General features: G+C 48.3%; 23 protein-coding genes. 13 read left to right on the forward strand and 10 right to left on the reverse strand.

Annotation, left to right across the window (positions count from 1 at the left end):
• Positions 1–4: 4 nt before the first annotated feature.
• The 6 genes from L3V45_RS06340 to L3V45_RS06365 all read right to left on the reverse strand — a co-directional run bounded on the left by L3V45_RS06340 (position 5) and on the right by L3V45_RS06365 (position 4479).
• Complete coding sequence (locus L3V45_RS06340) at positions 5–130, reverse strand: hypothetical protein (protein WP_003154809.1); 126 nt, start codon at positions 128–130, stop codon at positions 5–7.
• A gap of 96 nt (positions 131–226) precedes the next feature.
• On the reverse strand, positions 227–397 hold the full coding sequence (locus L3V45_RS06345) for a type II toxin-antitoxin system SpoIISB family antitoxin (RefSeq protein WP_003154807.1): 171 nt from the start codon (positions 395–397) through the stop codon (positions 227–229).
• Entirely contained in the window at positions 398–1144 is a 747-nt protein-coding gene (locus L3V45_RS06350) for a type II toxin-antitoxin system SpoIISA family toxin (RefSeq protein ID WP_003154806.1), read from the reverse strand.
• A 104-nt stretch (positions 1145–1248) separates the two neighbouring features.
• The gene (locus L3V45_RS06355) at positions 1249–2247 is read right to left on the reverse strand and encodes an inorganic phosphate transporter (RefSeq protein ID WP_003154805.1); all 999 of its coding nucleotides are present in this window, start codon (positions 2245–2247) and stop codon (positions 1249–1251) included.
• Positions 2248–2259: 12 nt separating this feature from the next.
• Complete coding sequence (locus L3V45_RS06360) at positions 2260–2877, reverse strand: DUF47 domain-containing protein (protein ID WP_003154804.1); 618 nt, start codon at positions 2875–2877, stop codon at positions 2260–2262.
• 285 nt (positions 2878–3162) lie between these two features.
• The gene (locus L3V45_RS06365) at positions 3163–4479 is read right to left on the reverse strand and encodes an APC family permease (RefSeq protein WP_046559522.1); all 1317 of its coding nucleotides are present in this window, start codon (positions 4477–4479) and stop codon (positions 3163–3165) included.
• 322 nt (positions 4480–4801) lie between these two features.
• Here L3V45_RS06365 and L3V45_RS06370 point away from each other — a divergent pair, with 322 nt between their 5' ends.
• The 3 genes from L3V45_RS06370 to L3V45_RS06380 all read left to right on the forward strand — a co-directional run bounded on the left by L3V45_RS06370 (position 4802) and on the right by L3V45_RS06380 (position 9060).
• Positions 4802–5752 carry a ring-cleaving dioxygenase gene (locus L3V45_RS06370; protein ID WP_236837304.1) on the forward strand — a complete coding sequence of 317 codons (951 nt, stop codon included), beginning with the start codon at positions 4802–4804 and terminating at the stop codon, positions 5750–5752.
• A gap of 183 nt (positions 5753–5935) precedes the next feature.
• Positions 5936–8077, forward strand: a complete 2142-nt coding sequence (locus tag L3V45_RS06375; protein WP_236837305.1) for a glycosyltransferase family 39 protein — start codon at positions 5936–5938, stop codon at positions 8075–8077.
• A gap of 11 nt (positions 8078–8088) precedes the next feature.
• A complete protein-coding gene (locus L3V45_RS06380) occupies positions 8089–9060 on the forward strand; it encodes a glycosyltransferase family 2 protein (protein WP_003154790.1) in 972 nt (323 codons plus the stop codon).
• 86 nt (positions 9061–9146) lie between these two features.
• Here L3V45_RS06380 and L3V45_RS06385 read toward each other — a convergent pair whose 3' ends face one another.
• Positions 9147–9323 carry a hypothetical protein gene (locus L3V45_RS06385; RefSeq protein WP_162861730.1) on the reverse strand — a complete coding sequence of 59 codons (177 nt, stop codon included), beginning with the start codon at positions 9321–9323 and terminating at the stop codon, positions 9147–9149.
• Positions 9324–9422: 99 nt separating this feature from the next.
• Positions 9423–10772, reverse strand: coding sequence for a serine protease HtrA (gene htrA / locus L3V45_RS06390; protein WP_003154786.1), 1350 nt, complete (start codon positions 10770–10772; stop codon positions 9423–9425).
• Between the two features lie 288 nt (positions 10773–11060).
• Here htrA and L3V45_RS06395 point away from each other — a divergent pair, with 288 nt between their 5' ends.
• The 10 genes from L3V45_RS06395 to L3V45_RS06440 all read left to right on the forward strand — a co-directional run bounded on the left by L3V45_RS06395 (position 11061) and on the right by L3V45_RS06440 (position 22142).
• The gene (locus tag L3V45_RS06395) at positions 11061–12620 is read left to right on the forward strand and encodes an MFS transporter (protein ID WP_236837306.1); all 1560 of its coding nucleotides are present in this window, start codon (positions 11061–11063) and stop codon (positions 12618–12620) included.
• Positions 12621–12775: 155 nt separating this feature from the next.
• Positions 12776–13600 (forward strand): M55 family metallopeptidase, encoded by an 825-nt coding sequence (locus L3V45_RS06400; RefSeq protein ID WP_015388348.1) that lies wholly within the window; start codon positions 12776–12778, stop codon positions 13598–13600.
• Positions 13601–13614: 14 nt separating this feature from the next.
• The gene (locus tag L3V45_RS06405; RefSeq protein ID WP_014304864.1) at positions 13615–14541 is read left to right on the forward strand and encodes an ABC transporter permease; all 927 of its coding nucleotides are present in this window, start codon (positions 13615–13617) and stop codon (positions 14539–14541) included.
• A gap of 5 nt (positions 14542–14546) precedes the next feature.
• Positions 14547–15494, forward strand: coding sequence for an ABC transporter permease (locus L3V45_RS06410; protein WP_024085201.1), 948 nt, complete (start codon positions 14547–14549; stop codon positions 15492–15494).
• 5 nt (positions 15495–15499) lie between these two features.
• The gene (locus L3V45_RS06415) at positions 15500–16528 is read left to right on the forward strand and encodes an ABC transporter ATP-binding protein (RefSeq protein ID WP_015388346.1); all 1029 of its coding nucleotides are present in this window, start codon (positions 15500–15502) and stop codon (positions 16526–16528) included.
• On the forward strand, positions 16525–18144 hold the full coding sequence (locus tag L3V45_RS06420) for a peptide ABC transporter substrate-binding protein (RefSeq protein ID WP_003154780.1): 1620 nt from the start codon (positions 16525–16527) through the stop codon (positions 18142–18144). Before L3V45_RS06415 ends, L3V45_RS06420 begins: the two co-directional genes overlap by 4 nt.
• A gap of 87 nt (positions 18145–18231) precedes the next feature.
• A complete protein-coding gene (locus L3V45_RS06425) occupies positions 18232–19167 on the forward strand; it encodes a S66 peptidase family protein (RefSeq protein WP_007407244.1) in 936 nt (311 codons plus the stop codon).
• A 36-nt stretch (positions 19168–19203) separates the two neighbouring features.
• On the forward strand, positions 19204–20271 hold the full coding sequence (locus L3V45_RS06430) for a dipeptide epimerase (protein ID WP_178091949.1): 1068 nt from the start codon (positions 19204–19206) through the stop codon (positions 20269–20271).
• Complete coding sequence (locus L3V45_RS06435; protein ID WP_069473364.1) at positions 20268–21167, forward strand: C40 family peptidase; 900 nt, start codon at positions 20268–20270, stop codon at positions 21165–21167. The genes L3V45_RS06430 and L3V45_RS06435 overlap by 4 nt, the downstream gene beginning before the upstream one ends.
• Positions 21168–21170: 3 nt before the next feature.
• Positions 21171–22142 carry an ABC transporter ATP-binding protein gene (locus tag L3V45_RS06440; protein WP_003154776.1) on the forward strand — a complete coding sequence of 324 codons (972 nt, stop codon included), beginning with the start codon at positions 21171–21173 and terminating at the stop codon, positions 22140–22142.
• A 26-nt stretch (positions 22143–22168) separates the two neighbouring features.
• On the opposite strand, the gene L3V45_RS06445 is transcribed toward L3V45_RS06440, so the two are convergent.
• Both L3V45_RS06445 and L3V45_RS06450 read right to left on the reverse strand, forming a co-directional pair.
• Positions 22169–23218 carry a lactonase family protein gene (locus L3V45_RS06445; protein ID WP_014304870.1) on the reverse strand — a complete coding sequence of 350 codons (1050 nt, stop codon included), beginning with the start codon at positions 23216–23218 and terminating at the stop codon, positions 22169–22171.
• Between the two features lie 70 nt (positions 23219–23288).
• Positions 23289–24149, reverse strand: coding sequence for a dimethylarginine dimethylaminohydrolase family protein (locus tag L3V45_RS06450; protein WP_003154774.1), 861 nt, complete (start codon positions 24147–24149; stop codon positions 23289–23291).
• Positions 24150–24255: the final 106 nt, after the last annotated feature.

Raw genomic sequence — 24255 nt, forward strand, 5'->3', positions numbered from 1 at the left:
GGATTCAGCCTTTTTTCTTTTTTAACCGGTTCAATAACCCGAGATTCCTCGCCCGCATCCTCAGCGAATAAGCGGAAAGCCCGAAGCGTCCGTAATCCACAAACTTTACGCGTCTGACAATTTTCTTCACATCATCACCTGTCGCATCTCTTTGTTGGTTTTATTATATGAAAGATATGGAAAAAAGGAATAAGGACAAGAGCCGTGTCTCCTGTCCTTAGTGTAATCAAGCTTTTTTTTGTTTATACTTGTCAATCAGCCGCTCGTTTTCTTTGAAAATTCTGGCGGTATGAGGGCTGACCTGGTAACTTGCGATACTTGTCATTGAACGTTTTTTAAACATTTTGAACGGTTTCGCTCTTTGTTCCGGCTGCCCGTTTTGAAATGCCTGCTCCATTTAACCGTCACCTTCCTCTTCTATTGGCAGCATTAAATCATAAATGCTCGTTAGCGATGTGAAAAGCAAATAATCGAATTCCGTCAACAGGTTTTCCGACGTGAGTTTGATCACGTAATGGCGGTCCTGGACTGTAAACGGAATAAGCACAAGCCTGCCTTTTTGATCATAGTAGACGTCTTTACGGTTAAGACGGGACTGAACGTCCGCCGCATCAGGCATATGCTCCGTCAAGCGGTCCTTATCCGATTGTGCGGAATAGTCGCACAAGGAAGCCGTGACATTCATTTTTTCTCCATAAGCGGCCAGCAGTCTGCTGATGCCTTCCGCATAAGCTTCTGTACTTCCATAATATACATGGATCGGTTCATTTTTCAACAGATATTGATAGGTTTTCAGTTTTTCAAGATAGGAGTGAAGCATTTCGTTATTTTCTTCTAAAATTTCCCGCGTATCCGTCTCTAATTCATTGCCGGCGAGCTTTTTGATATACGCGCTCAAAAAGATAAACGCATCAATAAGGGCAAAGCAGACGGCAACAATCAAATATTGTCTCCATGCGGCAAAGAGCGATTCGGGATCATATGTCCAATAGACCATGGCGCCTACTACAAATAGTAAATACCACGTTTTACGGATGGCAAACATTTTTTCTTTTACCTTTGCTTCATACCGCCAGGATGCGTACACATATAAAATGAGTGCGGCCGCCATCGTCCACACCATGATCTGAAAAAACAAAAGCATGAGCATCCCTCACAATTCGAAAAATGGTCTGCTATGTTCATTCTATGTCATGACATCATTTTCCTGTCACAAAAAAAACCGCTTCTGTAAAGAAGCGGATGTCATCAGAAAAAGAGATCTAAGATGAAAAAGGCGATGGCGCCGAGTGTACCTGCAATCGGCAGGGTGATGACCCATGTAATAAGCATCCGTTTAGCCGTTCCCCAGTTTACGCCTTTTACGCGGTGGGAAGCGCCCACACCGAGAATGGAAGACGAAATGACGTGCGTCGTGCTGACAGGGAGATGAATAAACGTGGCCCCGAAAATAATGGCTGCGCCGGTTAAGTCGGCAGATACGCCGTTTACCGGACGGATTTTCATAATTTTTCCGCCGACGGTTTTAATGATTTTCCAGCCGCCGATGGATGTGCCGAGACCCATTGCCAGGGCGCAAGAGAGCTGCACCCAAAAAGGAATGGCATCACTTTTATGTAAATTGGCCGTCATAAGCGCCATCGTAATGATACCCATCGCTTTTTGCGCGTCGTTTGTTCCGTGTGTATAGGATTGAATGGCAGCCGTCAAAATCTGCACTCTGCGGAAGCGTTTATTTGTTTTCGCCAGATTGCTGTCTTTAAAAATCAGCTTCACGATCGAATATACGATAAAGCCGAGAACAAAGGCGATAATCGGCGATAAAATAAGTGCTTCGATAATCTTAATGAACCCTTTATAATTAAGCGTCGCAAAACCTGACGCTGCAATGGCCGCTCCGGCGATCGCTCCGATAATCGCATGTGAAGAGCTGCTCGGAATGCCGAAATACCATGTGATCAAGTTCCAGGCGATTGCGGCGAGTAGAGCCGCCAGAATGACAACTGACCCGTTGTCTAATGTATAAGGATTCACAATGTCCTTCGTAATGGTTTTCGCCACACCGGTAAATGTCATCGCTCCGAGAAAGTTCATGATGGCGGCCATGACGATTGCGTGCCGCGGCTTCAGCGCTTTTGTCGAAACTGAGGTGGCGATTGCGTTTGCGGTATCGTGAAATCCGTTAATGAAGTCAAATACCAAAGCGCATATGACAATTAATATCGTTAAAAGTAATAGAGTATCCATTATAACCCCTCGTTACGCGTTTTTCATAATAATGGTTTCAAGGTTATTGGCAACGCTTTGGCAAGAGTCGGCAATTTCCTCAAGCGTTTCGTAAATCTCGCGGTACTGAATCACTTTAATCGGATCGGTTTCTGTGCCGAACAGATTTTTTAATGATTTACGGTGCAGGTTATCACAGCTGTGCTCGTATTCCTTAATTTTAATGGCGTGAGGGTGAATGTCCTTCAATCGGTTTTCTGCAAGCAGCTCAATCGTGATTAAAATTTCCTTCGCGCACTCTCTGATGTATCCGCTGAACTTATCGATATGCTCATCTGAAGAAGTGATCGAGAAAATCTCCATCATTGCTGAAAAATGTTCGATTCCGTCAAGCACGTCATCGAGGCTGTTTGTCAGCTCAAGGATGTCTTCACGTTCAATGGGAGTGATAAAAGCTTTGTTCAGCTCTTTAATCATGACATGAACATGATTATCTCCTTTTGTTTCAAACTCTTTTAACGTATCGGCAAATTCCTTTAAAGTCGTCTGGTTTGTCACTTTAAAGTTGACAAAGTATTCTGCGGTTTCGTCTATGTTTTTTGCGATTTCTGTTAAAAGGAGTGAGAACTTATCTTTTTTTCTTTTTATCATTAAAAACCCTCCATTGTTTGAATGAGACAATGCACACATCAAATTATTATATAGCCTTTTGTCGAAAAAAAACAGATAAAGTCGAAAAAAACGCCTCTTGATTTTTTCGTAAAAACGTGTCTCATCCTGTTTTTCTTATGTTACCCACTTCGCCAAAAAAACGTAACATACTTCGAATTCAGACATCTTGCTTAAAAAGTATAACAAAAGATGTGAATTTGCTGTCAACTTTTGCACGTGATTTTGCCAGAAAAAAAACGGCTCCCGTAAAAGGAACCGTTTTTGTCAGTTTTTTCTGCCGTTTTTCAGCCAAAAATAAAGCGGCAGCCCGGCGAGGCCGATCAAGAGGGACAGCGCGCAGCTCAGTGTATCTGTAATGATCGTGCTGATCAGCACAAACAGTGAACCCGCGATGGCCAAAACAGGAATGATCGGATACAAAGGCACGCTGTAGGCGCGCGGTTTTCCGCCGCTTTTTTTTCTGAGGATAAACACGGCGAAAAAAGCCATGACGTAAAAAATATAAATCATGAAAATAGAGATCTCAGACAGCTTATCGGGATTGCTGGCGATCATGAAAATAATGGCCAGCGCGATCTGAAATGACACGGCAATCCACGGGGTGCGGAATGTCGGATGCACCCGCGAAATCTGTCCGGCAAACGGCAGCTGTTTCCGTTCCGCCATCGCAAACGAGACACGCGGAAAAGCGAGAATCTTTCCGTTTAAACAGCCGAAGATGCTGACGATGATTCCGACGCTGATCAATTTTCCCCCGATGTCGCCAAACAGCATTCCGGCAGCGGTGCCGGTCGCATTTTCACCGAGTTTGACGATGTCGCTCGCAGGAAGAATGTGCAGCAGCGCAAAGTTAATGAAAAGATAAATGGCGGTGACGACCAAGAGTCCGCCCGTCATCGCTCTCGGGAGTAGCTTTTCCGGATTTTTCATTTCGCCGCCGAGTGCCGCAAGCAGAATCCATCCGTCATAAGCAAACAAGGTGGCCAGTATGGCGGCGCCGAAATTCATTTCCGACATGCTGCTTGTGACGGCTGTGAAAATATGCTGATCGCCTTTCCAAAGGCCGAACACGATCATGCAGATAATCGGAATCAATTTGCCGACAGTCGTAATTCCCTGTACGATGCCGCCATATTTCGTTCCGATAATGTTAATGATGCTTAAAAATAAAACGGCTGAAATCCCGATTAATTTAGACCAGCCGGAATCCCAATTGAACAAGTGCGCCATCAAAGAGCCGAAATACAAGCCGATTGCTCCGATAATGGCGGGGCCGTAAATGATAATTTGAACCCATCCGCACAAAAAGCCCCAAAATTCGCCGTACACTTCTTCCAGATATGTATAAAGTCCGCCCGTTTTCGGAATCTGAGTGCCGATTTCCGCAACGGTCAAGCCGCCGGCAAGCGTCAAAATGCCTCCTAACAGCCACGCGATAAGCGCGGTTTTCGCATCACCGGAGTAGGCAAGCACGGCGCCTGGTTTCATAAATACGCCGGAACCGATGATGGTGCCGATAACAAGTGAGAGGGCGATGGTAAGGCCGATCTCTTTTTTAAGTCCGTTCTCTTCAATCTGCATATCCTTTCCCTCCAGATGTAAAATCGTTATGCTGAAAAAACTATTTTCCATATTGTAAACCCTAATTGCTGAAACACGAATAAAATAAATTTTCTGATTTTGGTGTTTTGCCTAAAAGATAAAGGTTTATGCTTTTGAGAAGGAAAAAATACTGTTTTAAAAGCGAACATTAATGGTTTTTTAATATCAAAAGTTCGTTATTTTGAGAGCGGCAGTCTGCAGACCGTCTGTGAAGCAGATGGGTTGACTTTACGATCCGGATAACATAAATTGTATATATAAAATATCTCGAAATCGAGATAATTGACTGGAGGATAACATAATGAAAGTTAATGGAATACACCATGTATCAGCATTGACGGCTGATGCGCAGAAAAATTTAGATTTTTATCGAAATATCCTGGGGCTGAAGCTTGTGAAAAAATCGGTAAACCAGGATGAACCGACGATGTATCACTTATTTTACGGTGATGAATCAGCCAATCCGGGATCGGAATTGACGTTTTTCGAGATTCCGCGGATCGCGCCGTTCCATGCGGGGACAAACAGTATTTCTTCAATCGGCCTGCGTGTTCCGGATGCACAAGCGCTTCAATATTGGAAAAAACGATTTGAAAAGCATCAGGTCTCTCACGGTGAGATCGTGAAAATAGCGGGCAGGGACACACTCGCTTTTCAGGATCATGAAGGACAGCGGCTTGTGCTGACAGCTGACGAAAAAGGAAAAGACATCGGTGAAGCGGTGAAGCAAAGCGGCGTACCGGAAGAATATTCTTTCCGCGGTCTTGGTCCCGTTGAATTGACCGTCCCGTATGCAGAACCGACGCTGCGTGTGTTAACCGATGTGCTGGGCTTCACTGAAATCGGGAAAGAAACACATGAAGACCGGGGCGCGGTTACGGTGCTCGAATCCGGAAACGGTGGCGCGCGTACAGAAGTCCATCTCATTGAAAGAAACGATCTTCCGCGCGAGCGTCCTGGAAAAGGCAGTGTGCACCATGTGGCCTTCCGTGTTCAGAATGAGGAGGAGCTTGCTTTATGGCACCGCATCATTACGAAAGAAGGTTTCAGCAACTCAGGCATTGTAGAGCGTTATTATTTCAAAGCGCTGTACTTCCGGGAACCGAACGGAGTTCTGTTTGAATTGTCAACGGACGGTCCGGGATTTATGGTTGATGAAAAACCTGAAGAGCTAGGCAAAACGGTTGCGCTCCCGCCTTATCTCGAACACCGCCGTTCTGAAATAGAAGCGCGGCTGAAACCGATTCAGTAAATCAGAAATAATGACAGATGCCTTCCGGCTTGACGGGGGCATCTTTTTTTTGCTTTTTTACCCGTTTTGTCATTCTTTTTACCTATTTGTAAACGGCAAAATAATTGTCTTTGTTTATTAATAAATTTTTCACATTTGGTTGTTACACTTGTTCAAAGTTAAACAAAAGGAGTGAAAACACAGGTGAAAATGAAAAAACGCGAGATAGACGCGGTCTTAATCCTCATTTTACTCGCTTCCGCATTCTTGAATATGTACAACATCTGGAATGACGATACGGTGAATCCTTATTACACCGCAGCGGTAACGAGTATGCTTCAAAGCTTTCATAATTTCTTTTACGCTTCATTTGACGCAGCCGGATTTATCACGGTAGATAAACCGCCTGTTACATACCAGATTCAAACGATCAGCGCGCTGATATTCGGTATGCACGGGTGGAGTGTCATCCTGCCTCAGGCATTGGCGGGGGTAGGTTCAGTTCTATTCATGTACTTATTAATAAAGCCGACGTTCGGAAAAACGGCGGCGCGCATCGCTTCGTTTGTCATGGCGTGTACACCGATTGCTGTAGCCGTAGCGCGCACAAACAATGTCGATGCTTTACTGGTCTTTTTCCTCTTGTTCGCCACATGGCTTCTCTTTAAAGCGATTCGAAAAGGAAAACTGATCTGGCTTTTGGCGGCATTTTTTGTCGTCGGAGTAGGCTTTAACACAAAAATGCTTCAGGCTTATATGATCTTACCGGCCTTCTTGCTGTTCTATATGATGGCGGCAAATACCGCGATTAAGAAAAAAATCATTTCACTGGTAAGCGCGCTGGCCGTATTAGCAGCCGTTTCATTGTCATGGCCGCTCATTGTTGACAATATTCCTGCCGGCAAAAGGCCATATGTCGGAAGCAGCCAGACAAACTCCGTATTGGAATTGGCTTTCGGATATAACGGGATTCAGCGGCTGACGGGGCAAAGTTCCGGCGGCGGCCAGGGCGGGCCCGACGGAAACGCATCGAAAGAGATGTATTCTTCCGGCGGTTCTTCACAAATGCAAAAACCGCCCGGCCAGTCAGCAAGCGGAGACAAATCACAAACCGGCAGTATGACGGCACCTCCATCTAACGGACAAATGCCAAGCGGCGGTCAAGGAGGCCCTCCAAGCGGCGGAGACGGCGGCAAAGGCGGTCCTGGCGGAGGAAAAAGCGGTACAGGCACCGGCTCGAAAATGCAGTCAGGGTCAGGAATGTTCGGTACGGGAACACCCGGTCCGCTGAGACTCTTCCAACAAGAATTATCTGATCAGATCAGCTGGCTCCTGCCGTTTGCGATTTTTGGACTGGCCGGTTTATTGATCGCCGGAGCGAGAGAAAGAAGAAGATTATCAGCAGAACAGAAGGAAACGATCTTTTGGGCAGCGTGGCTTGTGCCGATTGCCGGATTCTTCAGTGTGGCGGAATTTTTCCACCATTATTATCTCATTATGCTGGCGCCTCCGATTGCTGCTCTTACCGGTGCGGGATGGGTCGCCCTCGTTCATCTGTACCGCAAGCAGGCGGGATGGAAAACTTGGCTATTGCCGGCCGCTATTCTTGTGACAACCGGATTTGAGCTGTTTATCCTTAGAAACTACAATGATCAAATCGGCGCAGGCTGGAGCATCGGAGCAGGCGTTCTCGGCGCAGTGGCGGCAATCGCCCTGTTCGTATTCAAACAGCGCCAAAAACCGCTCAGTTACTATGTTTCACTTGCAGCCCTTCTCGTCTTGATGGTGATGCCGATTTATTGGGCGAGCACACCGCTTCTGTACGGAGGCAACAGCTCATTGCCTGAAACAGGCCCTCAGCTTGCGTCAGCAGGCGGAAAAGGCATGGGAATGGATAACGCATCTGTCAATACAAAACTGATCAACTATTTAGAAAAACATAACGCCGGAGCGGATTATCTATTTGCTGCAACCGATTCCAACACAGCGGCGCCTTACATTATAAAAACGAAAAAAGCGGTCATGGCGATCGGCGGATTCAGCGGGTCTGACCCGGCCATTACGCTGACTCAATTTAAAAAGCTCGTAAAAGAAGGGAAAGTAAAATACTTCTTAACATCCGGAATGGGCAAAGGCGGAAACAACGATATTGTTGAATGGGTTGAGAAAAACGGAAAGAAAGTATCTTCAGACAAATGGCAATCAAGCACAGATCAGAAAACGAAAAATCATGATGCAGCTGATACAAAAAGCAGCAAGGCCGCGGGTAAAAACAGCCGAATGAGCGGCGGGCCGGGCGGAATGAATCAGTCAGCTTCACTATACGAACTTCAATCTGATGAATAGGAGGAAAAAACATGAGCAGACATATTCAATATTCAATAGTCGTCCCGGTTTATAACGAGGAACTCGTCATTCAGACAACCTATCAGCGCCTGAAAGAAGTCATGGATCAAACAAAAGAGCATTATGAATTGATCTTTGTCAATGATGGAAGCAAAGACCGCAGTATTGAGATTTTAAGAGAGCAAAGTCTGATTGATCCGAGAGTGAAAATTATTGATTTTTCCAGAAACTTCGGACATCAGATCGCGATCACAGCGGGCATGGATTATGCAGAGGGGAATGCAATCGCCGTCATTGACGCCGATTTGCAGGACCCTCCTGAATTAATCCTTGATATGATTGAACAGTGGAAAGAAGGCTACGATGTGGTGTACGCCGTCAGAACGAAACGAAAGGGAGAAACCTTTTTCAAGAAACAGACGGCCTCTCTGTTTTACCGGCTGCTGCGGAGCGTGACTGATATTGATATTCCGCTCGACACCGGGGATTTCCGCCTGCTGGACAGAAAAGTCTGTGATGAGATGAAAAGATTAAAAGAAAAAAATCCTTTTGTCAGAGGACTCGTCAGCTGGGTCGGCTTTAAGCAGACTGCTGTAGAATATGAACGAGATGAGCGGCTTGCGGGGGAAACGAAATACCCGCTTAAAAAAATGCTGAAGCTTTCCATGGACGGGATCACAACGTTCTCTCATAAACCGCTCAAGGCGGCAAGCTATGCGGGAATGCTCATGTCCGGAGCGGGTTTTCTCTATATGTTTATCGTTTTATACATGAAGCTTTTTACAGACAGCACCATTACGGGCTGGTCCTCTCTGATTGTGATACAGCTGTTATTCAGCGGCATCGTTCTATTAATGCTCGGAATGATCGGCGAATATATCGGAAGAATTTATGACGAAGCAAAAGACCGTCCGCTCTATATCGTGCAAAAAGCGTACGGCATGAAAAACGAAAAGATTTATCGGGACCAGCATATGTCTTAACAAACACCCTGTCCGGCCAGCGGACAGGGTGCTTTTATGTAAAATAAAAGCCGCGGGATGACAGAATGTCCCGCGGCTTTTTTTATTCATCTCCGGCCGGTCTGGTTGTGCAGAGAACGCATGATCAGTCCGGTTCCCGAAAGGTTCAGTAAAATGCTTGCACCAAGCGTCATTCCCCAAGCAGCATTTTGCTGAGGAAGCTGAATGCTCAGCTGGAGCAAGATCAGGCCGGTAACGACCAGCAAAAGTCCGGTTTGTTTCATGTGTATGTATCCTCCTTTGTACACTGAGTCATACGGCTGATCCAGGCCTAAAGTTTCATCTGTATATAAAAAATCCAAGGCGGCTGCCTTGGATTTTTGTTAAGAAGATGTTTCTTCTTTTTGAGTCAGTTTCATTTTTTTCGTCATTTCCTTGCCGTTTCTGATAATCTTCACGTCAACGGTGCTGCCGACTTTCGTATTTTTGTAGAGAATATTGCGAAGTTCGCTGCCCGTGTCAGTTTCTTTCCCTTTTAAGCTGATAATGATGTCTTCTGCTTTTAATCCGGCTTTGGCTGCAGGTGATCCCTGCGCCACTTCACGAATATAAACGCCTTTATTCAGCTGTTTGCCGAAGAGGCCGAGTGTGCCTTCCTGATAGTTTTGCGGCACTTGTTCCAAGTCGATCATGCTCACGCCGATATAAGGGCGCTCCACCTGTCCTTTCGTGAGAAGCTCTTCGGCAATCGGTTTTACATCGTTGCTCGGAATCGCAAAGCCGATGCCTTCTACATCATTTTCACTGATTTTCATGCTGTTGATGCCGATGATTTTGCCGTCTGTATTCAAGAGCGGTCCGCCGCTGTTTCCGGGATTGATGGCGGCATCGGTTTGGATGACGTTGATGCTTGACTCACCGGCTGACGTAGAGATCGAGACGGTTCTGTTTAAGCCGCTCACGATGCCCTGTGTGACGGTGCGGGAAAGGTCTTTTCCGAGCGGATCACCGATGGCGATGACGGATTCTCCCGTTCTGAGAGCGGATGAACTGCCGAAGCTTGCCGTTTTTGTTACGTGTTTATCACTGATTTCTAATACGGCCAAGTCCGTCAGCGAATCACGGCCGACGAGTTTAGCTGTTACATCGGTGCCGTCATATAATGACACTTTAAGGGAAGAGGCGCCTTCGACCACGTGGTTATTCGTAATGATATACGCTTTGCCGTTTGCTTTCTTAAAAATAACGCCTGAACCCGATCCCGTTTCCGCATCATCACCCGATGCATTAGAGTTTGAATCCGAGCTTGATCCGAATCCGAATAAATCGGAACTGCTTTGCTGCTTCTGCAGATTGGTGATTCCGACGATCGCCGGTGAAATGTCTTCCACCATATTCGAAATGCTGCTTGAATTTGCCGATGAGCTGTTTGCCGATTTGCCGCTGTCTGATTCAGAAGATGTCTGCTTGGCGGTTACCGATGACGTTTCCTGAGCGGGAGCCGGATTGGAAGTATCTTGAGTCTGATGGTCTCCAAGCGGCGTAAATGTATAGATGCCGAGGGCGAGCCCTCCGCCGATCACTCCGCCGAGAAGCGGTCTGAACCAGCCGAAGCTTCGTTTTTTCTTGTCCTCGTCCGGCGCGGAATATCCGGCCGGCTGCGGGTTTTCTTTTACTAAAAGGACTTCCTGTTCTTTTTGGTCTGTCCGATTTTCATCACGATAGTTATCCATCATGTTCACTCCGTTTCTCTATTTCATCATAGCATGATTTGCCTATTATTACTGACTCCATCTTAAACAAAAAGTGTGGGATAATAATGAAAAGATTGTGGGAAATTGTGAAAAAGACGAAATCGGACGGCGGCGCTTTATATTGACAATTTCCATCGGATTTGAAATAATAAATGGGATATTATGTTCAATCCTTCACATGAAAAGATATAAAAAATTCTGTCAAGCTAATGGGGGAAATCTGTTAGCTTTTTCACTTTGTCAAATAGTTAAAAAAGGAGCTGTCAAATGAAAGAAAAACATCACTGGATCATTTCTCTGCTTGCTGTGCTGGCTGTCGGGCCGGGGCTGATGTCGAATACCGCTCTTTCGGCTGTCCAAAGCCTTGTCCGGCAGACGGTCGGCGGGGAAAACTTTGACTCTTTTCATCCGATTATTATCGGTAATATGGCATTTGCCTTATTCGTGCCGGCGGGGCCGTATTTAAGAAAAAGATTCGGCTCCCGGCCTGTCTATATGATTTCGATGGCCGCGGGTGTCATCGGAGCGCTGCTTGCTGCTGTGACAAATGATATTTATCCGCTCGCCGCGGGCCGTTTTTTACAGGGAGCTGCGGCGGGCACTATGCTGATGATTATGATTCCGATGCTGGTGCTTTCGTTTCCGATTGAACGCCGGAATTACGCCTTATTTGTGTTAATCGGCGGATTTTACGGGTCCGTCATTATGGGGACCGTTTTAGGCACGGCGGCGGCAAGCGCCGGCCATTGGCATTGGCTGTTCGGCATTTTTGGCCTGCTGTCTTTTTTCGGCCTCATTTTCAGTTATATGTGGCTGCGGGATGACGCTCATAAAAATACTGAAAAATCTCCATTTGACGGCATCGGTTTTCTGTTAGCGGGTGGATCAGCCGTGCTGACCGCCTATACTTTTATTCATCTGCCGAAATGGGGCTTTTCATCATGGCAGACATTGGCGGGATTTGGAGGAAGCATCGTCATTCTGCTGATCCTGCTGATTATGCAGTACAGAAACGAACATGCGCTGATTTCGATTAAACTTATGCTGATTCCAAAGCCGATTTTGGGTGTTTTCATGATCGCTGCGGGCAGTATTTCCATAGCGGTCAGTCTTTCTGCATTTCACGGGGAGCTTCAGACCGCATATCACATGTCACAAACTCAACTGATATTCTTATATGCGAGCCTTTTGGGAGGCGTGGCCATCGCCGCTGTTATCAGTGCATTAGCATATGATAAAGTCGGTCCGGGCATGCTCGGCATAACAGGCTCTGTTATACTGGTGTTCGTGAATTTCCAATGGATGACGGCGGGTCATCATATACCGTTTATTCTATTTGCGGCGCTTTTCGTGATGCTGGCGGCCGGGACAGGGCTTATCGTAGCAGCCGGACTGATGGGCGCCGCGTTGGGCGGACCGCTTCCGGAACTGGTGAAACGCATGACGGCCGTTCAGTTTTTAAGGCTGTTCATTTATATGGGCGCACCTGTTTTAATAGGGTATTTTACGAAAAGAGATGCTTCCGGCATGCTTCGGGGGGCGCGCGGCACACAATCGCCGCATGACCTGCTGATGGGGACATACAGCGATTTGTTTCTTATTGCTTTCATCTTAAGCTTGCTTTTAGTGTGTTTATCATTTGTCATGAATGCGACCGGCATGGGACATAAGCTGGCGCATAAACCGCATGCCGTCCGTAAGCAGGCGGCTGAAGAGCCTTCGCTGCAGGCTCCTGGACCGATCAGGCATCAGGTCATTCCCGATCGCGAATACAGAAGTGCGGTCAGACAGTTTCGGGGTCACCCTATAAACAAAAACGGTATGTAACTTTTTCTATCAGCAAACCCTTTTCCCGGTGAAAAGGGTTTGTTTTTTCCCATAATGGCAGAATGGTATATTGCATGTTTCATCCTTTTTTAATATAATTTGTTAGAATATTCATAATTTAATATCGAAATTTTAAGTAAAAAAGGAGGCATTACATGAAACTGTATCTATCTGTGGATATGGAAGGGATTTCCGGACTGCCTGATGAAACATTTGTCAATTCCCGCATGCACAATTATGAGCGCGGCAGGGTTCTGATGACCGAAGAAGCAAACTGGTGCATCGCAGAAGCGTTTAATAACGGATGCACGGAAGTGACCGTGAATGACAGCCACTCAAAGATGAATAATCTGCTCGCGGAAAAACTTCACCCTGAGGCAGAGCTGATTACGGGGGATGTCAAGCCGTTTTCCATGATGCAGGGGCTTGATGAATCGTATTCAGGTGTGATGTTTATCGGCTATCATGCGAGAGCGTCGATGCCGGGCGTCATGTCGCACAGCATGATATTCGGCGTCCGCCACTTTTACATAAATGATAAGCCTGTCGGTGAACTGGGGTTAAATGCCTATCTCGCCGGATTTTACGATGTCCCGGTCATCATGGCTGCCGGAGATGATTGCGCCGCAAAAGAGGCGGAGGAGCTGATCCCGAATGTGACGACTGCCGCCGTCAAACAAACCATTTCAAGAACCGCGGTCAAATGCCTGTCCCCTCAAAAAGCCGGACGGCTCCTGACGGAAAAAACAGCCTATGCGCTCAAAAATAAAGATAAGGTCAAACCGCTGACTCCGCCTGAAAAACCTGTATTAGGCATTGAATTTGCCAATTACGGACAGGCTGAATGGGCCCATTTAATGCCGGGCACAGAAATCATCCCGGGAACGACAATCGTTCAATTTCAGGCAAAAGACATGCCGGAAGCCTATCAGGCCATGCTCGTCATGACAGAACTCGCTATGAGAACAACATTCTGTTAAAGGGGTGAACGGCATTGCTGCGGTATTTTATCAAACGTTTTATCGCCATGATGATGACCGTCCTCGTCATCACCACTCTGACATTTGTCATGATGAAAGTGATACCCGGCTCGCCTTTTAACGAAGAGCGGGGCACAAACGAAGCGGTCCAGCGAAATCTTGAATCCTACTACCATCTGAACGAACCTCTTATCACTCAATACGCCATCTATCTAAAATCCATTCTTACCTTTGATTTCGGTCCTTCAATCAAAAAACCGTCAGACAGTGTAAACGCCATGCTTGAACGCGGATTTCCCGTCTCCTTCGAGCTTGGGATAACGGCGATCATCATCGCTGTGATTTCCGGACTCGCGCTCGGCATAACGGCCGCTCTCAGGCGCGGCGGCTTTCTCGATTATGCGGCCATGAGCCTTGCGGTGCTCGGGATTTCCATTCCGAATTTTATAATGGCTACGCTGCTGATTCAGCAATTTGCGGTTCATCTGAAATGGTTTCCGGCAGCTACCTGGACGAGTCCCGTTCACATGGTTCTGCCGACTGTTGCGCTTGCCGTCGGTCCCATGGCCATTATCGCGCGGCTGACAAGATCAAGCATGGCCGAAGTGCTGACTCAGGATTACATCCGCACGGCAAAAGCAAAGGGGCTTTCTCCCGTCAAAATTGTGATCAAACACGCATTGAAAAACGCACTTATGCCTGTTGTGACAGTACTCGGGACGCTTGCCGCAAGTATTTTAACGGGCAGTTTCGTCATCGAGAAAATTTTTGCCATACCGGGAATGGGCAAATATTTCGTAGAAAGCATCAATCAGCGCGATTACCCGGTCATCATGGGAACGACCGTATTTTACAGTGTGATTCTGATCGTCCTGCTGTTTCTGGTTGATTTGGCATACGGCCTGTTAGACCCGCGCATAAAACTTCATAAGAAAGGGTGATCCTGATGAATCTCCCGCAAGAAACGGTAAAACACACAGAAGTGCCTGATGACTGGTTTCAGCCGGGCGCGGAAAGAAAGGGTGAAACCGAGTCGGTCAAGCGTCCGAGCCTGTCTTACAGTCAGGATGCGTGGCGGCGGCTTAAAAAGAACAAATTGGCGATGGCCGGACTTGTGATATTATGCTGCCTGTTTCTAGCGGCTGTGTTCGGCCCGCTGATATCACCGCACAGCGTGACAAGGCAGACGCTCGCCGAGCAGAATCTTCCGCCGTCTTTTTCACACTGGTTCGGAACCGATGAACTTGGCCGGGACGTGTTTACAAGAACGTGGTACGGAGCGAGGATCTCTTTATTTGTCGGTGTGATGGCGGCGCTGATCGACTTTTTGATCGGCGTTATCTACGGAGGCGTCGCCGGCTACAAAGGGGGCCGGACAGACAGCGCCATGATGAGAATCATCGAGGTTCTCTACGGTTTGCCTTATCTGCTCGTTGTCATTTTGTTAATGGTGCTGATGGGGCCGGGGCTCAGTTCCATTATCGTCGCTCTGACAGTGACGGGATGGGTCGGCATGGCGCGGATTGTGAGAGGGCAGGTGCTGAGGATGAAGCATGATGAACACGTATTGGCATCGAAAACATTTGGAGCGAAAACATTTCGGATCATTAAGAAAAATCTGCTGCCGAATACGATGGGAGCCATTATTGTCCAAATGACGCTGACGGTGCCGGCGGCGATTTTTGCGGAATCATTTTTAAGTTTTCTCGGACTCGGCATTCAGGCGCCGTTTGCAAGCTGGGGAGTCATGGCAAACGACGGGCTGCCGGCGATTTTATCAGGCCATTGGTGGCGGCTGTTTTTTCCCGCTTTTTTCATTTCCTTAACGATGTACGCGTTTAACGTGCTTGGAGACGGCTTGCAGGACGCGTTAGACCCGAAACTGAGGAGGTAGGAAAAATGGCGCAGCAAGTTCTTTCCGTTCAAAATCTGCATGTTACTTTTTCAACATACGGAGGCACTGTAAAAGCCGTCAGAGGCGTCAGCTTCGATTTATATAAAGGTGAAACGTTTGCGATCGTCGGTGAATCGGGATGCGGAAAAAGCGTGACGTCACAAGCCGTGATGGGTCTTCTTCCGAAACATTCGGCAAAGATTGAATCCGGAAGCATACAATTTAAACAGAAAGACCTTTGCCGAATGTCGGATCGGGAAATGCGGGGAATCCGGGGGCGCGATATTTCTATGATCTTTCAGGACCCGATGACGGCGCTCAATCCGACTTTGACCATAGGGGATCAGCTCTCAGAAGCGCTGTTGGAACACCGCGCCATGACAAGAAAACAAGCTGAATCCGAGGTTCTCGCCATGCTGGATCTGGTCGGTATCCCGGACTCGAAATCCCGCCTGAAGCAGTACCCCCACCAATTAAGCGGGGGCATGCGGCAGCGGATCGTGATCGCGATGGCTCTGATCTGCGAGCCGGAAATTATGATCGCCGATGAACCGACAACGGCTCTTGATGTGACAATTCAAGCACAAATCCTTGAATTATTTAAGAAGATTCAAAGAAAAACAGGCGTGTCTATTATTCTGATCACCCATGATCTCGGCGTCGTCGCTCAGACCGCCGACAGAGTCGCCGTTATGTATGCGGGGAAAATCGCCGAAATCGGCACGAGGCATGATATTTTTTACCGTCCGGCTCATCCATACACAAAGGGGCTGCTTCGTTCAGTGCCGCGGCTGGATATGGAAGATAGTGAGCTTTCGCCGATTGACGGGACGCCGCCTGATTTATTTGATCCGCCGCCGGGCTGCCCGTTTGCCGCCCGCTGCCCGGACAGGATGATCGTCTGTGAAAAGGTATACCCGGCAACAACCGTGAAATCCAAAAGCCATATCGTCAACTGCTGGCTTCAGGATCACCGTGCAGAGCGGCTGAAGCAGCAGCTGACTGCAGCAGAGGAAAAAGGGGGATTGAAATGAAAAAGAGATGGGCGATTGGTGTGATTGCTGTTGTTTCGTTTGCTCTGATGGGCTGTACAGCCAATGAACAGGCGGGGACAGAACCCGGCAAAGCAAAAGAACAGGGGGGAGAGACGGTGCTGCGGCTCAATAACGAAAATGAGCCGACCTCACTTGATCCGCCGATCGGATTTAATAATGTTTCCTGGCAGCCGTTGAATAACATCATGGAAGGATTGACGAGGCTCGGAAAAGATAATAAGCCCGAACCGGCCATGGCGGAAAGCTGGAAGGTGTCCGCTGATAAGCTGACATATACCTTCAATATCCGAGATAACGCCGAATGGACAAATGGCGATCCCGTCACGGCGGAAGACTTCGTGTACGCCTGGAAGCGGATGCTCGATCCGAAAACGGGCGCATCTTCCGCTTTTCTCGGCTATATGATCAAAGGCGGAGAAGAATTTAACAGCGGAAAAGGCAAACAAGAAGACGTGAAAGTCACGGCAAAGGATAAAAAAACGCTTGTCGTCACATTGGCGGCCCCGCAGGATTATTTTTTGAGCGTCGTGTCCAATCCGGCGTATTTCCCGATTAATGAGAAGGTCGCCAAGGCTGATCCGAAATGGTTCACTGAAGCAAAAACTTTTGTCGGCAACGGGCCGTTCAAACTGACGGAATGGAAGCATGACGACAGCATGACGATGGTCAAAAACGAGACGTATTGGGATAAAAAGACGGTAAAACTGGATAAAGTGACATGGGCGATGGTCAGTGACCGGAATACCGACTATCAGATGTTCCAGTCGGGGGATTTGGATACCGCCTTTGTGCCGGCAGAGCTGAGCGAGCAGCTGATGGGAGGAAAAAATGTCCGCACGTGGGATCAGGCCGGACTCTATTTCTATCGTTTTAACGTTAAAATGGAGCCGTTTCAAAATGAAAAGATCAGAAAAGCGTTCGCGGCAGCGATTGACCAGAAAGAAATCACGGATTATGTGACCAAAAACAGTGAAAAGCCGGCACATGCCTTTGTATCCCCGGGATTTACTCAGCCTGACGGGAAAGATTTCCGCGAAGCGGGCGGCAGTTTACTAACTCCGGATGAATCAGAAGCCAAAAAACTGCTAGAAAAAGGCATGGCAGAAGAGCATTATGACAAGCTGCCCGCCGTTACATTGACATACAGCACAAAACCGGAGCATAAGAAAATAGCGGAAGCGATTCAGCAGAAGCTCAAAAGTGTGCTCGGTATAGACGTTAAACTCGCCAATATGGAATGGAACGTCTTTTTAGAAGAGCAGAAAGGACTGAAGTTCCAGTTCTCTCAAAGCTCATTTTTACCGGATTACGCAGATCCGATCAGTTTTCTTGAGGCTTTCCAAACGGATAATTCCATGAACCGCACCGGCTGGGGCAGCGCGGCATACGACGGCTGCATCAAGCAGGCAAAACAGGAAGCCGATGCCAAAAAACGTTTTGCGCTCATGCATAAAGCGGAAAAGCTGCTCATGAACGAGGCTCCGATCATTCCGATTTACTTTTACAATCAGGTGCATCTGCAGAACAGCGGCGTGAAGGGCATTGTCCGGCACCCCGTCGGTTACATTGATCTGAAATGGGCGGAAAAGTCCTGATCTTACAGCGGAAACATATGCCGCTCTTTTGCCGTTAAAGGAGCGGCGTGTTTCACTTTTCAATCCGGAAAGGAGATTGAAAAAGTCATGAACCATAAACCGAAAGCACTGCAAAAAGGCGACACGGTCGGTGTGATTGCGCCCGCAAGCCCGCCTGAGAGCGGGACGCTGCAAACCGCGCTGCTGTTTTTAGAGAATGAGCTTGGCCTTCAAGTGAAACTCGGCCGGGCGCTGAAGACCCGTCACGGCTATTTGGCGGGAGAAGACCGGGCGCGCCTCGATGATCTCCATGATATGTTTAGTGATCAGAATGTCAAAGCGGTGATATGCGCGTGCGGAGGATTCGGCACGGGCCGCATTGCCGCCGACATCGATTTCGGCTTAATCCGCCGCAATCCGAAAATTTTCTGGGGATACAGCGATATTACGTTTTTACATACCGCCATTCATCAAAATACGGGGCTCGTCACATTTCACGGCCCGATGCTGAGCACGGATGTCGGGCTTGAAGATGCTGATCCTCTGACAAAAGCGTCGTATCATCAGCTTTTTACAGAAACGGAATTCACCTATACGGAGGACATTTCTCCGCTGGAGGTGCTGACAGGCGGAAGGGCCGAGGGAGAGCTTGCGGGCGGCAATCTGTCGCTCATTACGTCCACACTCGGCACGCCGTTTGAAATTGATACGAAAGACAAATTGCTGTTTATCGAGGATATTGATGAGGAGCCGTACCAAATCGACAGAATGCTGAATCAATTAAAGATGGCCGGAAAACTGTCAGACGCAGCCGGAATCCTGGTCTGTGATTTTCACCAATGCGAACCGAAGCATAAAGAAAAGTCGCTTACTTTAGAGCAAGTGCTGAACGATTACATTGTCAAATCAGGGAAGCCCGCGCTCAAAGGCTTTAAAATCGGCCATTGTTCACCGAGCTTCGCCGTTCCGATCGGAGCCCGCGCGGTTATGGATACGGCGGCCAAAGCGGTAACGATTGAATCGGGGGTTTCCGGAAGGGAGTGATCAGGCGTGAGGATTACAGATATTCAAACGGGACGGATGTCCGTGCCGCTGAAAAAGCCGTTTAAGACCGCTTTGCGCACGGTTTACAATGCTGAATCGGTCATTGTGAAGCTCACATTTGACAACGGTCTGACCGGCTGGGGCGAAGCGCCGCCGACGGTTGTCATTACAGGCGACAGCACGGACGGTATTGAAAGCGCCGTCCGCGATGTGCTGAAGCCCGCTCTCTTGGGGCGGAGCCTTTCCGGCATAGAAGCTGTTTTGTATGATATCAGCCGGCTGTTGGAAAGAAATCAAAGCGCAAAAGCCGCGGTGGATATGGCTGTATATGACGGATGGGCGCAAATGCACGGACAGCCGCTTTACCGGCTTCTCGGAGGCTATCGGAATACACTGGAAACAGATTTTACCGTCAGCGTCAATTCTCCTGAGGAGATGGCGGGGGATGCAGACCGCTATGTGAACAAAGGATTTCATATTTTAAAGATAAAAGTCGGCATAGGTGACATATCGGACGATGTTGCCCGGATTCAGGCGATCAGATCACGTGTCGGCGGAAACGTCAAACTGAGATTGGACGCCAACCAAGGCTGGACGCCGAAAGAAGCCGTGACTGCGATCCGAAAGATGGAAGACGCCGGCCTCGGCATTGAGCTAGTCGAGCAGCCTGTTCATAAAGACGATATCGCCGGGCTGAAGCAGGTCACCGATGCCGTAGACACGCCGATTATGGCGGATGAGAGCGTCTTTACTCCCCGTCAGGCCTTTTGCGTGCTGCAGACGAGAAGCGCCGATTTAATCAATATTAAGCTGATGAAAGCGGGCGGCATAAAGCAGGCGGAAACAATCAATGCGATGGCCGAAACGTGCGGCGTGGAATGCATGGTCGGCAGCATGATTGAGACCAAGCTCGGCATCACCGCCGCGGCTCATTTTGCCGCGGGCAAACGGAATGTGACAAGGTTTGATTTTGATGCGCCGCTTATGCTGAAAGATGATTTGATTAAAGGCGGCATCACATACAGCGGCAGTCAGATTACGATTCCCGATGAACCGGGTCTCGGCATTACCGGGGTGTCGAAACAAGAGGAGGCGAAAAGATGAGAGCAGCCGTTACAGCGGCGGCAGCCAACGTATGGACGATGCCGTCATCTCCCCGTTCGTATGATGCGCCGGTGCTTGAAAACCCGCCGCAGATCAGAAAATGGTTAGCGTCTATGGGATATGAAGAGCGGCTGCAATTATGCACAGACAACCTTGTCCAAACGCAAGCGCTTTTCGGGGAAGAGGTGATCATTCTCAAAGAGGAAGGGGAATGGGCTTTTGTCGCCGTTCCCGGCCAGCCCTCAAACAAGGATGCGCGCGGATATCCGGGCTGGATAAAAAAAAGCCAGCTTTCAAAAGACGGCTTTTTTTCATCTTCGCCCGCCGTATGGATTACCAAACCGACAGCTTTTTTATATCACACTAACGGCGAACCGGACTTGGAAGTAAGTTTCTTAACGCGTCTTCCGGCATCAGGACGTGAGAAAGGCTTTTTTCGGGTTGTGACGCCTCTCGGAGAACGGTTCGTAAATGAAGCTGACGCAGACGAGTGCCGGCATACGGAAGGACGGGCGGCCGATGTCATCGAAACGGGCATGATGTTTCTCGGGCTTCCGTATTTATGGGGAGGACTGAGCGGTTTCGGGTTTGACTGTTCCGGGTTTATGTATTCGATATTTAAAGCAAACGGCTATACCCTTCCCCGTGATGCAAAGGACCAAGCAAAAGCCGGGTGCGGCGCGGCGGTAAACGATATCCGGCCGGCTGACCTTTTGTTTTTCGCCTATGAAGAAGGAAAAGGCGCGATTCACCATGTCGGTTTGGCGCTGGGAGACGGCCGAATGCTGCACTCCCCGAAAACGGGAAAAACAATCGAAGTGCTGTCCTTGGAAGGAACGATCTATGAAAAAGAATTATGCACCGTACGCCGCTGTATAAGCGAAAAGGGGGAATAGAAAATGACGGCATCTCCGCTCCTTGAAGTCAGCGGGCTGAAAATGCATTTTGACGCAGGAAGAAAGAAAGCCGTAAAAGCAGTCGACGGTGTCAGCTTTCACATTAAAAGAGGGGAAACATTCGGACTTGTCGGAGAATCGGGATGCGGTAAATCGACGCTCGGAAGAGTTATTCTCCGTCTGTATGACCCGACGGCCGGTTCGGTATCATATGAAGGGACGGATATACACCGTGCCGCGGCCGAACAGCGGTCGGTCTTCTTCCGCAAGCTGCAGATGATTTTCCAAGACCCTTACGCCTCGTTAAATCCGCGTCTGACTGTAAGGGAAATTATTATGGAGCCGATGGAAATCCACAATCTTTACAATACAAGAAAAGCCCGTATGATGATGGCGGATGAACTGCTTGAAGCTGTCGGGCTCCATCCGGATTTCGGCAGCCGGTATCCCCACGAATTCAGCGGCGGACAGAGGCAAAGAATCGGGATTGCCAGAGCGCTCTCTCTGCATCCCGAATTTATCGTGGCGGATGAGCCGATTTCCGCGCTGGATGTGTCGGTACAGGCTCAGGTCGTCAACCTTTTAAAAAGGCTTCAGAAAGAGAAAGGGCTGACATTTTTATTTATCGCCCACGATTTATCAATGGTCAAGCATATCAGCGACCGGATCGGCGTGATGTATTTGGGCCGCATGATGGAAATAACAGAAAGCGCTGCGCTTTACCGGGAACCGCTTCACCCTTATACGAAGGCGCTTTTATCCTCAATCCCGATTCCTGATCCGCTTCTTGAGGACAAGCGTGAACGGATTATTCTGAAAGGGGAGCTGCCGAGCCCCCTTAACCCGCCGAGCGGCTGTGTATTCAGGACGCGGTGTCCTGAAGCGATGGAGCTCTGCGGTAAGATAACGCCTGAGCTTGAAGAAGTGAAGGCGGGGCGTTTTGTCGCCTGCCATTTATACAAAAAAGAAAGCTGACAATATAAAGTCAGCTTTCTTTTTGATTAAACCTGATGCAGAAATGACACGCAGACCGGATACGGAACCGGAATGTCGGATTGAAGCAGAGTCAATTTGCCTGTTTCCGGATCACGTTCAAACAAAACCAGATTTCCCGTTTCTTCGTTTGACGCGACAAGGAATGTCTCGGAAGGGTCAAACGCGAAATCACGCGGCCAGTTGCCTTCTGTCGGCACCCATTCAATAAGAGACAATTCACCGGAATATTGGTTGATCTTAAAGATGGCGATGCTGTCATGTCCGCGGTTGGCGGCATAAAGAAATCTGCCGTCTTTAGATATGCGGATTGCGCTGCCTTGCGATTTGTCCGTAAAGCCTTCAGGCAAAGCGGAAATGACCTGCAGCTCTCTGAATTCACCTAAGGTCGGGTTGTATTCAAGCGCGATGACTTCATTGCTGATTTCCGTCATGACATAGGCGTATTTTTCCGCCGGATGGAAAACGATGTGGCGCGGCCCTGAACCCGGTGCGAAAGAGTGAGTTTTCACCTCTGTGAGCGAACCGTTTTTCATTTGGTACGTATACAGCGTATCCGTCCCTAAATCGACGGCTGCAATGTAGTTATGCTCTGGTGTATAGCCAGCGAAATGGGTATGCGGCTTCTCTTGTCTTTCATGAGGACCTGTTCCCGTATGAGCGGCTTCGGCAGCCGGCTCCTGCAGACTTCCGTCCTCATTGACGGGAAAGGCGTGCACTTTTCCGCTGTGGTAATTAGCGGTTAACACATATTCATGTTTATCATCAATGCTGACGTGGCATGGAGACGGGCCTTCAATCAGCTGGTGGTTTACAAACGTTAATTCCCCGCTGTTCTGATGAATCTGATAGGCTGCGACGCCGCCTTTTCCGTCTGCTTTTTCAATGGAATACAGCATGCTGTTATCAGAATTCGGAGTGACGTATGTCGGGTTGCCGAGCTTTGCTGCCAGCTTCGGCCGGCTGAGTCTTTTCGCTTCTGTATCAAGTTCAAAACAATAAATGCCTTCGCTTCCGCCTTTTGTATATGTTCCCGTGTATCCTATGTACTTAGCCATTCGGTTTCCCCCTTTAGAGTCTTGTCTTCTCTATATTAACGTATCTTGAAGGAAACTGCCTTGTAAATGTTTAAGATGTTCTGACAAGCGGCAAGGTGCAGCAGCGGAAGGAACCGCCTGATTTGATAATTTCGGAAAACTCGGTTTCAATGACCGTATAACCCCTTTTTCTGAGCTCGCGGTTCGTATGACGGTGCTGCGGCAGGCTGATAATTGTCTGATTGCCGATTGACAGGATATTCGGGCCGAGCGTGAATTGCTCTTCTTCAGGCACTTCTATCATCTCAAAACGTTCGGCGAGAAGATCAATTTCTTTCTGCCGCAAGCCATTTTTGCAGTATAGCGCTTCCGTTTCCGAGATCATATTAAATACACAGTCCAAATGTAAGAAATCCTCCTTGAGAGGGATCGGCACAACAGTCATCTCCGGCAGCGCCTCCCGCAGCTCGCGGACAGCCGCTTTATCCGTACGCTTGCTCAGCCCGGCGTAAACGGTGCCGTCTGCGATCAAGATGTCGCCGCCTTCAATGTTCGCTTTTTTCAGTCGCGTATAAGGGATTTTCTTATCGTCAAGCAGGTCTTGAAACACTTTTTCTTCTCCCTGCCGGACTGAAGCCGCCATGTTTGAAATAAACGCTGTCTCGCCTAAGACAAATCCGATATCCCGGGTGAATACCTGCTCAGGCAAAGCGGGATCGGCAGGCAGCAGGACGACTTCAATCTGATGAGATCTTAAAATGTCAATAAACTCACTATGCTGTTTGAGGGCAACGGGAATGTTAATATTTTCTTGTTTGAAATGTTTCTGCGTTCCGTTAATAATATCCTTGATGGTCATGTGTTCCGGCCGGCATAAGATGACTGTCTGCAAAGCATCAAACTCACTGCGGCAAGCCGGTTTCCGCGTGGATTTGGGAATGGATACGTCCATGTGATATCCTCCTATCGGTATTCAATGTGCGTTTATTATTCCCGGATGTGATGAATAATGAAACATACCTGATAGAATATCTAACCAACTTAATATTTAAAATTTT

Origin of the sequence: Bacillus sp. R45, assembly GCF_021729365.1 — a bacterium.
Lineage (GTDB): Bacteria > Bacillota > Bacilli > Bacillales > Bacillaceae > Bacillus > Bacillus velezensis.

Bases quoted from the DNA above. Each gene is read 5' to 3' on its own strand.
- L3V45_RS06440 (WP_003154776.1), top strand. From the start codon at position 21,171: ATGACGGCATCTCCGCTCCTTGAAGTCAGCGGGCTGAAAATGCATTTT.
- L3V45_RS06365 (WP_046559522.1), bottom strand. From the start codon at position 4,479: ATGCAGATTGAAGAGAACGGACTTAAAAAAGAGATCGGCCTTACCATC.
- L3V45_RS06370 (WP_236837304.1), top strand. From the start codon at position 4,802: ATGAAAGTTAATGGAATACACCATGTATCAGCATTGACGGCTGATGCG.
- L3V45_RS06400 (WP_015388348.1), top strand. From the start codon at position 12,776: ATGAAACTGTATCTATCTGTGGATATGGAAGGGATTTCCGGACTGCCT.
- L3V45_RS06380 (WP_003154790.1), top strand. From the start codon at position 8,089: ATGAGCAGACATATTCAATATTCAATAGTCGTCCCGGTTTATAACGAG.
- L3V45_RS06350 (WP_003154806.1), bottom strand. From the start codon at position 1,144: ATGCTTTTGTTTTTTCAGATCATGGTGTGGACGATGGCGGCCGCACTC.
- L3V45_RS06360 (WP_003154804.1), bottom strand. From the start codon at position 2,877: ATGATAAAAAGAAAAAAAGATAAGTTCTCACTCCTTTTAACAGAAATC.
- L3V45_RS06445 (WP_014304870.1), bottom strand. From the start codon at position 23,218: ATGGCTAAGTACATAGGATACACGGGAACATATACAAAAGGCGGAAGC.
- L3V45_RS06395 (WP_236837306.1), top strand. From the start codon at position 11,061: ATGAAAGAAAAACATCACTGGATCATTTCTCTGCTTGCTGTGCTGGCT.
- L3V45_RS06385 (WP_162861730.1), bottom strand. From the start codon at position 9,323: ATGAAACAAACCGGACTTTTGCTGGTCGTTACCGGCCTGATCTTGCTC.
- L3V45_RS06450 (WP_003154774.1), bottom strand. From the start codon at position 24,149: ATGGACGTATCCATTCCCAAATCCACGCGGAAACCGGCTTGCCGCAGT.
- L3V45_RS06415 (WP_015388346.1), top strand. From the start codon at position 15,500: ATGGCGCAGCAAGTTCTTTCCGTTCAAAATCTGCATGTTACTTTTTCA.
- L3V45_RS06355 (WP_003154805.1), bottom strand. From the start codon at position 2,247: ATGGATACTCTATTACTTTTAACGATATTAATTGTCATATGCGCTTTG.
- L3V45_RS06420 (WP_003154780.1), top strand. From the start codon at position 16,525: ATGAAAAAGAGATGGGCGATTGGTGTGATTGCTGTTGTTTCGTTTGCT.
- L3V45_RS06345 (WP_003154807.1), bottom strand. From the start codon at position 397: ATGGAGCAGGCATTTCAAAACGGGCAGCCGGAACAAAGAGCGAAACCG.
- L3V45_RS06425 (WP_007407244.1), top strand. From the start codon at position 18,232: ATGAACCATAAACCGAAAGCACTGCAAAAAGGCGACACGGTCGGTGTG.
- L3V45_RS06410 (WP_024085201.1), top strand. From the start codon at position 14,547: ATGAATCTCCCGCAAGAAACGGTAAAACACACAGAAGTGCCTGATGAC.
- L3V45_RS06430 (WP_178091949.1), top strand. From the start codon at position 19,204: ATGTCCGTGCCGCTGAAAAAGCCGTTTAAGACCGCTTTGCGCACGGTT.
- htrA (WP_003154786.1), bottom strand. From the start codon at position 10,772: ATGGATAACTATCGTGATGAAAATCGGACAGACCAAAAAGAACAGGAA.
- L3V45_RS06435 (WP_069473364.1), top strand. From the start codon at position 20,268: ATGAGAGCAGCCGTTACAGCGGCGGCAGCCAACGTATGGACGATGCCG.